This is a genomic window from Azospirillum brasilense, assembly GCF_022023855.1.
GTDB lineage: Bacteria > Pseudomonadota > Alphaproteobacteria > Azospirillales > Azospirillaceae > Azospirillum > Azospirillum brasilense_F.
In genome coordinates, this window is sequence record NZ_CP059450.1 from 1,256,790 (window position 1) to 1,269,621 (window position 12,832).

General features: G+C 69.8%; 10 protein-coding genes. 7 read left to right on the top strand and 3 right to left on the bottom strand.

Annotation, left to right across the window (positions count from 1 at the left end):
• Positions 1-23 precede the first annotated feature (23 nt).
• Together H1Q64_RS19195 and H1Q64_RS19200 are read left to right on the top strand one after the other, a co-directional pair.
• Entirely contained in the window at positions 24-1,109 is a 1,086-nt protein-coding gene (locus H1Q64_RS19195; RefSeq protein ID WP_145627156.1) for a site-specific DNA-methyltransferase, read from the top strand.
• A gap of 133 nt (positions 1,110-1,242) precedes the next feature.
• Positions 1,243-1,626, top strand: a complete 384-nt coding sequence (locus H1Q64_RS19200; protein WP_237905183.1) for a dihydroneopterin aldolase — start codon at positions 1,243-1,245, stop codon at positions 1,624-1,626.
• 4 nt (positions 1,627-1,630) lie between these two features.
• Here H1Q64_RS19200 and H1Q64_RS19205 read toward each other — a convergent pair whose 3' ends face one another.
• The 3 genes from H1Q64_RS19205 to mutY form a co-directional block, all read right to left on the bottom strand.
• Entirely contained in the window at positions 1,631-4,141 is a 2,511-nt protein-coding gene (locus H1Q64_RS19205) for a sensor histidine kinase (protein ID WP_237905184.1), read from the bottom strand.
• Positions 4,142-4,299: 158 nt separating this feature from the next.
• On the bottom strand, positions 4,300-5,061 hold the full coding sequence (locus H1Q64_RS19210) for a DUF1194 domain-containing protein (protein ID WP_237905185.1): 762 nt from the start codon (positions 5,059-5,061) through the stop codon (positions 4,300-4,302).
• A 38-nt stretch (positions 5,062-5,099) separates the two neighbouring features.
• Complete coding sequence (gene mutY, locus H1Q64_RS19215) at positions 5,100-6,182, bottom strand: A/G-specific adenine glycosylase (protein ID WP_237905186.1); 1,083 nt, start codon at positions 6,180-6,182, stop codon at positions 5,100-5,102.
• A gap of 128 nt (positions 6,183-6,310) precedes the next feature.
• On the opposite strand from mutY, the gene H1Q64_RS19220 reads away from it, so the two are divergent.
• From H1Q64_RS19220 to H1Q64_RS19240, 5 genes are all read left to right on the top strand, one after another.
• Positions 6,311-6,790, top strand: a complete 480-nt coding sequence (locus H1Q64_RS19220; protein WP_145672598.1) for a DUF721 domain-containing protein — start codon at positions 6,311-6,313, stop codon at positions 6,788-6,790.
• 108 nt (positions 6,791-6,898) lie between these two features.
• Positions 6,899-7,567 (top strand): DsbA family protein, encoded by a 669-nt coding sequence (locus H1Q64_RS19225; protein ID WP_237905187.1) that lies wholly within the window; start codon positions 6,899-6,901, stop codon positions 7,565-7,567.
• 25 nt (positions 7,568-7,592) lie between these two features.
• On the top strand, positions 7,593-11,054 hold the full coding sequence (locus tag H1Q64_RS19230; protein ID WP_237905188.1) for a chromosome segregation SMC family protein: 3,462 nt from the start codon (positions 7,593-7,595) through the stop codon (positions 11,052-11,054).
• A gap of 103 nt (positions 11,055-11,157) precedes the next feature.
• A complete protein-coding gene (locus H1Q64_RS19235) occupies positions 11,158-12,309 on the top strand; it encodes an NAD(P)/FAD-dependent oxidoreductase (RefSeq protein WP_330874540.1) in 1,152 nt (383 codons plus the stop codon).
• Positions 12,310-12,323: 14 nt separating this feature from the next.
• Entirely contained in the window at positions 12,324-12,797 is a 474-nt protein-coding gene (locus H1Q64_RS19240; RefSeq protein WP_237905189.1) for a hypothetical protein, read from the top strand.
• Positions 12,798-12,832: the final 35 nt, after the last annotated feature.

Genomic DNA, 12,832 nt, shown 5'->3' on the forward strand with positions numbered 1-12,832 from the left:
GATTCGCTGTTTTGGTTTCGTCAATGCTCCCCCTGAACAAAATTCTCGTGGGCGATTGCATCGCCCTCATGAATGAAATGCCGGCTGAATCGGTAGACCTTGTCTTTGCCGATCCGCCTTATAACCTCCAGCTGGGGGGCGAACTCTTGCGCCCGAACCACTCCCGTGTCGAAGGAGTGGAGGAGGACTGGGACAAGTTCGAGGATTTCGAGACCTACGACCGCTTCACGCGGGACTGGCTCGCCGCGGCCCGCCGCATCCTGAAGCCCGAGGGATCGCTGTGGGTCATCGGCAGCTACCACAACATCTTCCGTGTCGGCGCCACGCTGCAGAATCTGGGCTTCTGGATTCTGAACGACATCGTGTGGCGCAAGACCAACCCGATGCCGAACTTCCGCGGCACGCGCTTCGCCAACGCGCATGAGACCATGATCTGGGCCTCGCGCGAGAAGGACGCCCGCTACCGCTTCAACTACGACGCCATGAAGGCGCTGAACGACGACCTGCAGATGCGCAGCGACTGGCTGCTGCCGATCTGCAACGGCGCGGAGCGCCTGCGCGACGAGGACGGCCGCAAGGCCCACCCGACGCAGAAGCCGGAATCGCTTCTCTACCGCGTCATCCTGTCATCCTCCCGCCCCGGTGACACGGTTCTGGATCCCTTCTTCGGCACCGGCACCACGGGTGCGGTGGCGAAGCGGCTCGGCCGCAACTGGATCGGGCTGGAGCGCGACCCGACCTACGCCAAGGCGGCCACCGCCCGCATCGAGGCGGTGGAGGAGGCGCCCGACGCCGCCGTTCTGGACACGCCGCCGAAGCGGTCGGCCCCGCGCATCCCCTTCGGTTGGGTGGTGGAGCGCGGCCTGCTGCGCCCCGGCACGTCGCTGTTCGACCTGCGCCGCCGCGTTGTCGCCCGCGTGCGCGCCGACGGCACGTTGATCGGGGCCGGCCCGCGCGGCGAGCATCGTGGCTCGATTCATCAGGTGGGGGCCGCCATGGCCGGGCTACCGGCCTGCAACGGCTGGACCTTCTGGCACTATGAGGACGGCGGCGACCTGCGTCCCATCGACGTGCTGCGCGAGCGCATCCGTTCCGAAGCCTCCGCCTGATCCCCGGCGCCGGACTGGAGGCGGAGCGGCCGTTCACGCCGCCCCGTTCCCGCAAGTTCGGCATTGGAGCCCTTCATCGAGCGCCGCCCGCATGCCTTGGCAGGACGGGGACGGCGTGATAGGCGTGTGCGCCATGAACAAGCTCTTCGCCACCGTCACCGCTCCGGCCCCCCGTTCGGCCCCGGCGGCGCTTTCCACCCGTTGCTTCGTGCGCGATCTGGTCATGGACGCGCTGATCGGCGTCTATGCCCACGAGCGGATCAAGCCGCAGCGCATCCGCCTGAGTCTCGACCTGGACGTCACCGCCTCCGGCATCACCGGCGAGGACATGGCGGCGGTGGTGAAGGGGTTGGTCAGCCAGGGCCACGTCACCCTGATCGAAACGCTGGCCGAACGGATCGCCGAGCGCTGCCTGTCCGACGAGCGGATCGCCAGCGTCAAGGTGCGGGTGGAGAAGCTGGACGTGTTCCCGGACGCCGCCAGCGTCGGCGTCGAGATCGAACGCGCCCGCGCCTGACCCGTCAGGCGGGTTCCGTCTCCTCCACCGTCACGCGGCCGGCGGTGACGGCGGGCGGCGCCATGGGTGACGCGGTCAGCGGCAAATGGATGGTGAAGCAGCAGCCGGACCCCGGTTGCGACGCCACGGCGATGCGCCCGCCGAGCGTACCCGTGACGATGTTGTAGACGATGTGCAGGCCGAGCCCGCTGCCGCCTTCGGCGCGTCGCGTGGTGAAGAAAGGCTCGAAAATACGCTCGATCTGGTCCTGCGGGATGCCGCGGCCATCGTCGGCGACGTCCAGCACGACGCTCCCCGCGCCGGCGGAGGAGGGACCGCCGGTGCCAGCGGCGATGGCAATGGTCCCCGGCACGTCGGGCCGGAAGGCGTGCAACAGCGCGTTGATGATCAGATTCGACACGACCTGCGACAGGGCGCCCGGATAGCTGTCCATGATCAACCCATCCGGACAGTCCAGCGTCACCCGATGCCCGGTGCCTTTCAGCTGCGGGGCCAGACTGCCGAGCACGCCGTCCAGATAGCCGCGCAGTTCGAACGGCCGCCGCGCCTCCGACGTCTGGTCCACGGCCACCTGCTTGAAGCTCTGCACCAGCGCGCAGGCGCGCTCCAGATTGCCCAGGACGATGGAGGCCCCCTCCTCGATCCGGTCCACGAACTCCTCCAGGTCGCGGCGGCGCAGCTGGCCATCCGCCAAGCCGGCCCTGAACTGACGCGCCTGCTCGGCAAGATGGCTGGCGGCGGTCACGCCGATTCCCACAGGCGTGTTGATCTCGTGCGCCACTCCGGCCACCAGTGCCCCCAGCGACGCCAGCTTCTCCGCCTGGACGAGGCTCCTTTGGGTCCTCCGGAGGTCGCGCAGCGCGCGCTCCGCCTCCTCCTTCGCGGCGACCAGCGCCTTTTCGGCGTATTTGCGAGCGGAGATGTCGTGAAGAGTCACGAAGAGCGATTCCACACCGTCGTGATCCATCGCCATCACCGACAACACCCCCCAGAAGGGACGCCCTTCGGCGGTTCTCAGCCGCGTCTCGACATCCGGCCGCCGTCCGCGGCGGAACACGCCATCGGTGAATCCCTGCCAATCGGCCGAAGCCTCCAGGAAATCCGGCATCGCGCGCTCCAGCAGGGCGGTGCCCGTGGTTTCCAGAAGCTCCGCGGCGGAGGCGTTCGCGAACAGGATGCGCCCATCGCTGCCCCGTGCGATAACGATGGGAAAGGGCGAAGACTGCAGAATGACGTTCAGCCGCCCTTCGCTCGCCCGCAAAGCCGCGGACTGGCGGTGCAGCGCGCCGATCGCCTCAGCAAACCGTCCCACCGCATTGCCGATGCGGTCGAATTCCTCCAGCGAGGCCGGCGGCAGGGTTACCCTCTGCGGGCTCTTCTGCAAGGCGTGCAGCGTGTCGCTGACGCGCAGCACCGGAGCCACCACATGGCGGCGCAGCAGCACCGTCACGATGCCCAACAGCAGGATGGCCGCAGCGATCCCCGCCACTCCCGTCCACAACCCGCGCCAACCGTCCGCGACGATGCGGTCCGTCATCAGCAGGGTGGTCACGGCGGCGTCGCTGGACAGGCTGTCGGCCAGCGTTCTCAGTTGACGATAGACGAGGTCACCGTCCTGCCGAACCTGCGCCAGCACGGACAGGCGCCCGCGTTGCAGGTCGATCACCGTGCGCGCCGCCGCGAACCGGTCCAGAAGGATGGCAAGCCGGTTGGGTTGGACCGCCGGCCCCGTCCTCATGCTGGAGAGGCTGTCCAGCAAGGCTTGCTGGTTGCGCAGCAGCCCCATGACCTCGCTGTCCAGCAGCGCGAGCTGCTCCGCCGTTTCGCAGGCCGCCGCCTGCCCGTAGAGCCGGCGCAGATGGTACAGGTTGCTGAGGAAGGCATAGTCCTGGACCACCTTGTCCGGCTCCGCCAGCAGCGCGGTGGCGCCGGCCAGCGCGTCGTCGACGCCGGCCAACAGCTCGCGGATGCTGGCGGACAGCGAGTCGATCAGGTCGGCGCGATGGTTGCTGCGCCGCACGGCGCTCAGCGCGCGGTCGAGCTTGTCCAAGACATCGGCATCGACCACCAGGGCGAACCGGCTGGCCAATGCCTCCGCCTCGTCCAGGGCGGCGGCGCGGCGGGCGTGGTCCCGGCTGTTGAGGATCACTTCGGCCAGCCGGCGCAGCTCGGCGGCGGTCAGGGCGTCGCGGTGCTGCGCGCCGGCGCGCGGCATAGTGACGTTGCGCGCCTCCTCCGCGATGCCGACGATGCCGAGGAAGGCCGACCCAACCACCACCGTCAGAGTCCCCAGCACCAGGACCACGGCGGCGGCCAGCATCATCGCCACAGCCTGCAGACGGGGCTTGCCCCCGGAGCGTTTGATCGCCCCAACCGTTGGAACATCGCCAGAGGGCTCGTTGGGAGGGGGAGCCGCGCCATGGGCGACGGCGCTCCCGGTGACCGCCGTGCCCGCCGCCGCCACGATGTCCGCCACTGCGATGTCGCCCAGCCCCACCGGCTTTTGATTGTCCATCCCACCGTTCCAGCGAATCGCCCAGGATGCCGCCCGCAAGAAAAGACACCTTTGGCGAAGCGCATGAATGGATTTTTGCAAGCAACGGTAAAGTAGCTCGATCCGGCCTCATTCCTCCAGACGATTTTCCAAAATTCAGCGCCGTGGAGCGGCCATGCTCAAAAATTAGCTGCGGCGATAACTGAGCGCGGTGCAGGAAGAGCGGCGATTTCCTGGATGAGTTTTTGCCGAAGCGCTTCGACGAAACTGCTGCGGTCCATCGCTGTCTTCACGAATCCATTCATGCCGCCGACGACATTCTCCTGGTAGTACTCTTCCAGCCACGGAAACTCGTCGAGAATGGCCAGGGCGTTGATGGTGATTCCCTGCCGCTCGACACGGTCGCGGACACCCGCGGGGTCCGGTCCGCTGTTGGAGAAGCCGTTCGACACGATGTCGATGACTTTGCGCGCGGCGTCGAATCCGTTGCCGACGAACAGCTTCGCCGACTCCTCAATGGCGCTGCCCAGCGCCGTGGAGTCCCCCTGGAAACCGCGTGGCGCCTTGTCCATCCGGTCCGCGAAGGCGGCCACCTCCTCCGCGCTGGTCAGCGGAGTCCAGGGCACCAGGACGCGCAGGCTGTGCGGGCCGGAGAAGACCACCAGGGTCGCCGCAACGCCACCCGCGGCCACCGCGTCGCGGACGTCCGGATCGCGGAAGGCCGCGGCGTGGCCCTGCAACTGGAACTCCAGATCCCCATCGGTGATGGAGGCCGACCCGTCCACCGCCAGAACCAGTTCCAGGGCGACGCGACGCCCGGCGGGTGCCGGAACCTTCTTCGCCTTGGGGTCCGCCCGCAGGGGCGGCTCCGCCCGCAGGGGTCCGGCAAGCCACGCGCCGGCCAGAAAGGCCGGCAGGGTCAGGATCGTCCGCCGCCTCATCTCGCTCCGTCCACCTTCCGTTTACGCGTGCGCCCCGTTTACGCGTGAGCCAGGGCGTGGCGCACCACCTTCATCATGACGGAAGGGAGGGCCTGCCCGCCCAGCCGGTCCACCGGAACCCACAGCCCCTCGGCCATCCGCCAGCCGTCGCCGGCCTTGGCCGCGACGACCTCAAGTTCAAGGTGAAAATGGCTGAAAGTATGGCGGACCACGCCCGGAAGGCGGCGCCAGGACAAATCCAGCGGCTCCGCCGCCGTAATCTCCGCATCGGTCGGCGCGTGGCCGGCCCAGGGGGTGGAGGGCACCTCGGTCATGCCGCCCAGCAGCCCCTCCTCCGCCCGGCGGCGCAGCAGCACAGCCCCCTCCGGGTTCAGCAGCCAGAAGGCGACGCCGCGCCGGGTCGGCTTGTCCGCCTTGGCGGCTTTGCGCGGAAGCTGCTCCTGGATGCCGGCGGCGCGGGCGGCGCACCAGTCCGACCAGGGACAGAGCATGCATTTCGGCTTGCGCGGCGTGCAGACCGTGGCGCCCAGATCCATCATCGCCTGGGCGTAGTCGCCGGGCCGCTCGTCCGGCGTCAGGAGAGCGGCCAACGCGCGCAGCTTGGGCTTCACGCCGGGAAGCGGTTCCTCCACCGCGAAGACGCGGGAAACCACCCGTTCCACGTTGCCGTCCACCACCGTCGCCTTGTGGCCGAAGGCGATGGCGGTGATCGCCGCCGCGGTGTAGGCGCCGATGCCCGGCAACTCCAACAGAGCCACCTCCTTGTCGGGGAAGCGCCCCGCCCGCTCCGTCGCCACCACTTGCGCGCATTTGTGCAGGTTGCGCGCCCGCGCGTAGTAGCCGAGCCCGGCCCAGGCCACCAGCACGTCGTCCAGCGGCGCCGCCGCGAGGTCGCGCACCGTCGGCCAACGCTCCGTGAAGGCGCGGAAGTAAGGCGCGGCGGCGGGCACCGTGGTCTGTTGCAGCATGATCTCCGACAGCCAGACCCGGTAGGGGTCGGCGACCTCCCCCGGCTTGGCGCGCCAGGGCAGGTCGCGGCGGTTGTGATCGTACCAGGAAAGCAGCCGTGGGGCGGCGTCCCTGGGGGCACTCTTCGGGGCGGTGTGCGGAGGCGTCGTCATGGCGGCAAGACATAGGGCGAACATGCCTGCCGATAAAGGGGCACCAGCGGGCACGCTGGCGAAGTCCCGCCCGCTTGCGCTAGGGTGCGCGGACGATCACCAGGAAGCCCCGACCAGGAAGCCTTGACATGAACGGACCGCGGCGTATCGGCCAGACCGTCCCCGAGGTGGCCGGAAAGGCGCTGGGCAAGCGCGGGCTGGCCTTCGGCTCGCTCATCAACGACTGGCCGTCCATCGTCGGCCACCAGCTGAGCCTGCGCACTGCCCCCGACAAGCTGAGCTTTCCCCGCGGCAAGCGGGAGGACGCCGTCCTGCACATCCGCGCCATGGGCGCCATCGCGCTGGAGCTCCAGCATCTGGAACCGCAGATCGTGGAGCGGATCAACAGCTTCTTCGGCTACCGCGCGGTGGCGAAGATCAAGCTGATCCACGCCGCCCCGCTGACCGTGCAGAAGCCGGCGGTGCGTCCGCGCGACCTGACCATGGACGAGGAGCTGTCGGTGATGACCACCACCGCCACGGTGGAGGACGAGGAATTGCGGGCCACGCTGGAGCGCTTCGGGCGGTCGCTGCTGGCCCGCCCGCGTCCGGCGCCACGCCGCCGCTAGCCGTCATGCGCCCCCTTGAGGCGGGAGCCGGCTCGGGCTGGGCCATACTCTTGCCGCAAAAGGGGAGTTTCGATTATACCATCAACATCTGGTAGGGATGAGGCCAAAGTGAACCGCAACCTTTTGGGCATCGTTGCTCTGATCGCGGTCGGCATGACGCTGATCGTCGGGCTCGCCGTGGTCGGCTCCCGGCCGTCGAACGGGCAGACTCTGCCGGTGCAGACGGCGCAAGCTCCCGCCGCTTCCACGGCCGACCTGCTGGCCGACCGGGTGCTCGGCAACCCCAACGCGCCGGTGACGATCCTCGACTATTCGTCGATGACCTGCCCGCACTGCGCCGCCTTCCACACCGAGACGCTGCCGAAGATCAAGGAAGCCTACATCGACACCGGCAAGGCCAAGCTGATCTTCCGCGACTTCCCCTTCGATCAGGCGGCTCTGCGCGCCTCCATGCTGGCCCGCTGCGCCCCGGCGGAGCGCTACTACCCGCTGCTCGACGTGCTGTTCAAGAGCCAGGGCCAGTGGAGCCGCGCCGCCGACCCGGTCAAGGCGCTGGCCCAGTACGGCAAGCTCGCCGGCATGAGCGAGCAGGTCATCAACGCCTGCATGGCCAACCAGGCGCTGGCCGACGGCATCCTGCAGAGCCGTCTGGTCGGCCAGGACAAGTACAAGGTGGAGGCCACCCCGACCTTCGTCCTCAACGAGGGCGCGGCCACCATCAGCGGCGCGCAGTCCTTCGAGACCTTCGCCGCCGCCATCGACAAGCTGGTGAAGTAAGGACCGGGCAGAAGGCTTCGATCCCGTGCACTTCACGCGCCTCCGCCTGTCCGGCTTCAAGTCGTTCGTCGACGCCACCGATCTGGTGATCGAGCCGGGCATGACCGGCATCGTCGGCCCCAACGGCTGCGGCAAGTCGAATCTGGTGGAGGCGCTGCGCTGGGTGATGGGGGAAACCTCCGCCAAGCGGATGCGCGGCGACGACATGGACGACGTCATCTTCGGCGGCACGGCCAATCGTCCGGCGCGCAATCTGGGCGAGGTCGCCCTCCTCATCGACAACCGCACGCGCACCGCCCCCGCCGGCTTCAACGAGCACGACGAGTTGGAGGTGACGCGGCGGATCGAGCGGGGCAACGGCTCCGACTACCGCATCAACGGCAAGCTGGTGCGCGCCCGCGACGTCCAGCTCCTCTTCGCCGACAACGCCTCGGGCGCCGGCTCCCCGGCCCTGGTCAGCCAGGGCAAGGTCGGCCAGATCATCAACGCCAAGCCGCAGGACCGCCGCATGCTGCTGGAGGAGGCGGCGGGCATCACCGGCCTGCACTCCCGCCGGCACGAGGCGGAGCTGCGGCTGAAGGCGGCCGAATCCAACCTCATGCGCCTCGACGACGTGATCGGGGCCATGGACACCCAGCTTCAGAGCTTGAAGAAGCAGGCGCGGCAGGCCGCCCGCTACCGCAACCTGTCGGAGCAGATCCGCAAGGCGGAGGCCGTGCTCTGGCATCTGCGCTGGATCGCCCACGAAGGCGAGCTGGCCCGCGCCCGCGGCGCCTTCGCCAAGGCCGAGGGCGTGGTGCGGGAGCTGATGCTGACGGTCACCCAACTCACCACCCGCCGCACCGACGACGCCGCCGGGCTGCCGGAAAAGCGCCAGGCCGAAGCGGCCGCCGCCGCCGCCCTGCAACGGCTGGTCATCGCCAAGGAGCAGCTCGACGCCGAGGAGAAGCGCGTCGCCGAGCAGCAGCGCGCCCTGCTCTCCCGCCTCCAGCAGATCGCCGGCGACCTCGGCCGCGAGGAGGCGCTCGCCGCCGACGCCGGGGACGCCCTGGCCCGGCTGGAAGCCGAGCGCGACCGGCTGCTGGAAGCCCAGGCCGACGAGGAGATGCTGGAGGAGGCCGCGCGTGAGGCGCTGGGCGATGCGCGGGAGGCGGTGGACGCGCTCGACCGCGAGTTGACCCGCCTGACCGAGCAGACCGCCGCCGACGAGGCGCGCCGCGCCGCCACCCAGCGGCAGGTCGCTGATTTTGAAACACGGGCCTCCGGGCTCGTCAGGCGCCTCGCCGAGCAGCAGGCGCAGCGCGACGCGCTGGAGCGCGAGACCGCCGCCCGCGCCGATGTGGCCGAGTCCGAGTTGGCCGTCGAGCTGGCCGAACAGCGGCTGGAGGACGCCCGCGAGGCCGCCGAACGGGCCGAGCGCACCAAGTCCGACGCCGAACCCGCCCAGTCTCGTGCCCGCGAAGCCCTGCAAACCGCCGAATCCGCCCGCGCCAAGTTGAAGGCGGAGGAAAGGGCGCTGGCCGAGCTTCTCTCCGCCGGAGCGGGCGACCTGTTCCCGCCGCTGGTTGATGCGGTGACCGTCGCCCCCGGATACGAAGGTGCCTTGGCCGCGGCGCTGGGCGATGCGCTGACCGCCCCGCTGGACGAGGCCGCCCCGGTCCACTGGCGTCCTCTGCCGCCCTATCCCACCACCGCTCCCCTGCCCGCCGGGGCCGAATCGCTGGCCACCCGCGTCCAGGGACCGGACGCCGCCGCCCGCGCCCTGTCGCACATCGGCGTGGTCGCCGACGACACGGCGGGTGCGGCTCTTGCCGCCGGCCTCGCCCCCGGCCAGACCCTGGTCAGCCGCGATGGCGGGGCATGGCGCTGGGACGGGCTGACCGTGCAGGCCGGAGCGCCGACCGCCGCCGCCGTCCGCCTGAAGCAGCGCAACCGCCTGAACGAGCTGCGCGGCGAGTTGGACCTCGCCGACGAGCGGCTGGAGGTCGCCCGCGACGCCCTGGACGAGGCCAGGCGCGCCGTCGAGGAGGCTGCGCAGGCCGACCGCCGCGCCCGCGACGCGGTGCGCGACGCCTTCGCCGGGGTGACGGCCGCCCGCGACCGCCACGCCAAGCTGGCCCGCGAGGCGGACGCCGCCGCGTCGAAGCTGGCGGCGGTGGTCGATGGCATCGCGCGGCTGGACACCGACCGGCAGGAGGCCGAGGCCGCTCTGGAGGAGGCGCGGGAGCTGCTGGACGCCCTGCCCGACCCGCGCGAGGGCCGCGACGCCGTCAACGACCGCCGCGCCACGCTCGCCGAGCACCGCGCCGTCCTCGCCGAGAAACAGAATGCGCTGGACCGCCTGACCCGCGAGGCGCAGTCCCGCCGCCAGCGTCTGGCCGCCATCCAGCAGGACGTGGCCTCCTGGGGCACCCGCTCCGCTGGGGCGGGCGGACGCGTGGCCGAGTTGAAGCAGCGCGCCGCCGCCGCCGAAACCGACCTCGCCCAGTTGCAAAGCCGCCCAGCAGCGATCGAGGCCGACCGGCAGGCCCTGCTCGGCCGGATCAGCGAGGCCGAGCGCGCCCGCAAGCGCGCCGCCGATGCCTTGGCCGAAGCCGAGAACCGGCTGGCCGAGACCGAGAAGCTGCTGAAGCAGGCCGAGTCCGGTTTGGCCGACGCCCGCGAGGCCCGCGCCCACGCCGAGGCCGCCGTCTCCGCCGCGCTGCAGAACGGCCAGACCCTGACGGAGCGCATCGCCGAGCGGCTCAACTGCCGCCCCGAGCAGACCCGCGCCGCCGCCGACCTCCCTCCCGACGAGGCGATGCCCGACGTGGCGGTGGTGGAATCGCGCCTCGACAAGCTGACCCGCGAGCGGGAGAACATGGGGCCGGTCAATCTGCGTGCCGAGATCGAGGCGGCGGAGCTGGAGACGCAGATCGGCACGCTGCAAACCGAGCGCGAGGATTTGGTCAGCGCCATCGCCCGCCTGCGCCAGGGAATTGCCAGCCTGAACCGCGAGGCGCGGGAGCGTCTGGTCGCCTCCTTCGACACGGTGAACCGCAACTTCCAGGAGCTGTTCATCCGCCTGTTCGGCGGCGGTAAGGCGCATCTGGAGCTGGTCAACGCCGAGGACCCGCTGCAGGCCGGGCTGGAGATCTACGCCAGCCCGCCGGGCAAGAAGCTGCAGGTGTTGTCGCTGCTGTCCGGAGGCGAGCAGGCCTTGACCGCGCTGTCGCTCCTGTTTGCCGTCTTCCGCTCCAACCCCGCGCCGATCTGTGTGCTGGACGAGGTGGACGCGCCGCTGGACGAGGCCAATGTCGGCCGCTTTTGCGATCTGGTCGAGGACATCGCGCGGGAGGGCAACACCCGCTTCCTCATCATCACCCACCACCGGCTGACCATGGCCCGCGTGGACCGGCTGTTCGGCGTGACCATGGTCGAGCGGGGCGTGTCGCAACTCGTCAGCGTGGACCTGCAGAAGGCCGAGGAATTGCGCGGGGCGGCGTAACCGGCTCCAATTCCCCTTCGCAGGCTTTCACGGCTTCATTCCGCTCTCCCGGACGCATAAGATAAGGCGGATGAAGGGCCGGCACGGGCGCCGGAAAGGGAGAATGGACGTGGAACGGGTGGATTTTCTGATCGTCGGCGGTGGCATGGCCGGCGCCTCGGCGGCTTATGAGCTGGCGGCGCACGGCAGCGTCGTGGTGCTGGAGCGGGAGAGCCAGCCCGGCTACCACTCCACCGGCCGTTCGGCGGCGCTCTACACCCAGACCTACGGGCATCCGGTGGTCCGTGCGCTGACGGTGGCGAGCTGGGATTTCTACACCAACCCGCCGCAGGGCTTTTCCGAGCACCCGCTTCTGACTCCCCGCGGCGTCCTGCTGATCGGGCGGGCCGACCAAAGCGCTGCGCTGGACCGCGACTTTGCCGAAGGCCGCCGGCTGACCCCGACCGTCGAGCGCCTCGACCGCGCCCAGGCGCTTGCCCGAGCGCCTTTTCTCAAAGCCGATTACGTGGATGGCGCAGTGTGGGAACCGACGGCCATGGACATGGACGTCCACGCCATCCACAGCGGCTATCTGCGCGGGCTGAAGGCGCGTGGCGGACGGCTGGTGACCGACGCCGGGGTGACGGCGCTGGAGCGGCGCGACGGGCTGTGGATCGCCACCACCCCGGCGGGCCTTTTCACCGCGCCGATTCTGGTCAACGCGGCGGGCGCCTGGGCCGACGGTCTGGCGGGGATGGCCGGGGTGCGCCCCGTCGGGCTGGTGCCGAAGCGGCGCACCGCCGTCACGTTCGATCCTGTGTTCGGCGATGCGGCGGACGCGGCGGGACTCGCTGGCTGGCCGATGACCATCGATGTGGACGAGCAGTTCTACATGAAGCCGGAATCCGGCCGGCTGCTGCTCTCCCCCGCCGACGAGACCCCCGTGGAGCCCTGCGACGTTCAACCGGAGGAGTTGGACATCGCCGTCGCCATCGACCGCATGGAACAGGCGGTACGGTTTTCCGTTCGACGTATCACGCACAAATGGGCGGGCCTGCGCAGCTTCGTCGCCGACAAGGTGATGGTGGTGGGCTACGACGAATCAGCGGCGGGCTTCTTCTGGCTGGCCGGTCAGGGCGGCTACGGCATCCAAACGGCACCGGCCATGGGTCGCACCGCAGCGGCCCTGGCCACCGGACGCGAGTTGCCGGCGGAGATCGCGGCGCTCGGCGTGCGTGTGGAGGATCTGGCGCCGGCCCGGCTGCGGCGCCCCTGACGGGAGACACGGCGATGCGCGGAACGATGACGAGAATCGGTTGCGTTGCGGTTTTTCTGGCCGCCAGCCTTCTGGGCGGCTGCGCCAACCCGGCCGCCGATCAGGCGATGGTCGCGCAGAACGCATTGGTCGGCATGCCGAAACAGACCCTGTTGTCCTGCGCCGGGGTTCCCGAACGCCAAGCCACCGCCGGAGACCTGGAATTCTTCACCTACCGCAGCAACCGTCTGATCTCCTACCCGGCCTGGGGTGGCTACGGCGGTTACTGGGGCTATCCCTACGGCGGATGGGGCGGCTACGGCTACGACGTGACCAGCGTCGACTGCGAGGCGACCTTTACCCTGCGTAACGGCGCGGTGGAGCGCATCGTCTATGGCGGATCGTCCAGCGGCGGAAGCCGACTCGGCCAATGCTACACGATCGTACAGAACTGCCTGGCGCAAGTCCCTTCCCAGTCCCCACAACCCTCCATGGCCCCAGCGCGGTAAGAGTTCCAGTCCATGCGACAACTCGTCGCTGTTGC

Coding starts and splice junctions, on each gene's coding strand:
- H1Q64_RS19220 (WP_145672598.1), top strand. CDS start 6,311: ATGAACGGACCGCGGCGTATCGGCCAGACCGTCCCCGAGGTGGCCGGA.
- H1Q64_RS19200 (WP_237905183.1), top strand. CDS start 1,243: ATGAACAAGCTCTTCGCCACCGTCACCGCTCCGGCCCCCCGTTCGGCC.
- mutY (WP_237905186.1), bottom strand. CDS start 6,182: ATGACGACGCCTCCGCACACCGCCCCGAAGAGTGCCCCCAGGGACGCC.
- H1Q64_RS19235 (WP_330874540.1), top strand. CDS start 11,158: ATGGACGTGGAACGGGTGGATTTTCTGATCGTCGGCGGTGGCATGGCC.
- H1Q64_RS19195 (WP_145627156.1), top strand. CDS start 24: ATGCTCCCCCTGAACAAAATTCTCGTGGGCGATTGCATCGCCCTCATG.
- H1Q64_RS19240 (WP_237905189.1), top strand. CDS start 12,324: ATGCGCGGAACGATGACGAGAATCGGTTGCGTTGCGGTTTTTCTGGCC.
- H1Q64_RS19205 (WP_237905184.1), bottom strand. CDS start 4,141: ATGGACAATCAAAAGCCGGTGGGGCTGGGCGACATCGCAGTGGCGGAC.
- H1Q64_RS19210 (WP_237905185.1), bottom strand. CDS start 5,061: ATGAGGCGGCGGACGATCCTGACCCTGCCGGCCTTTCTGGCCGGCGCG.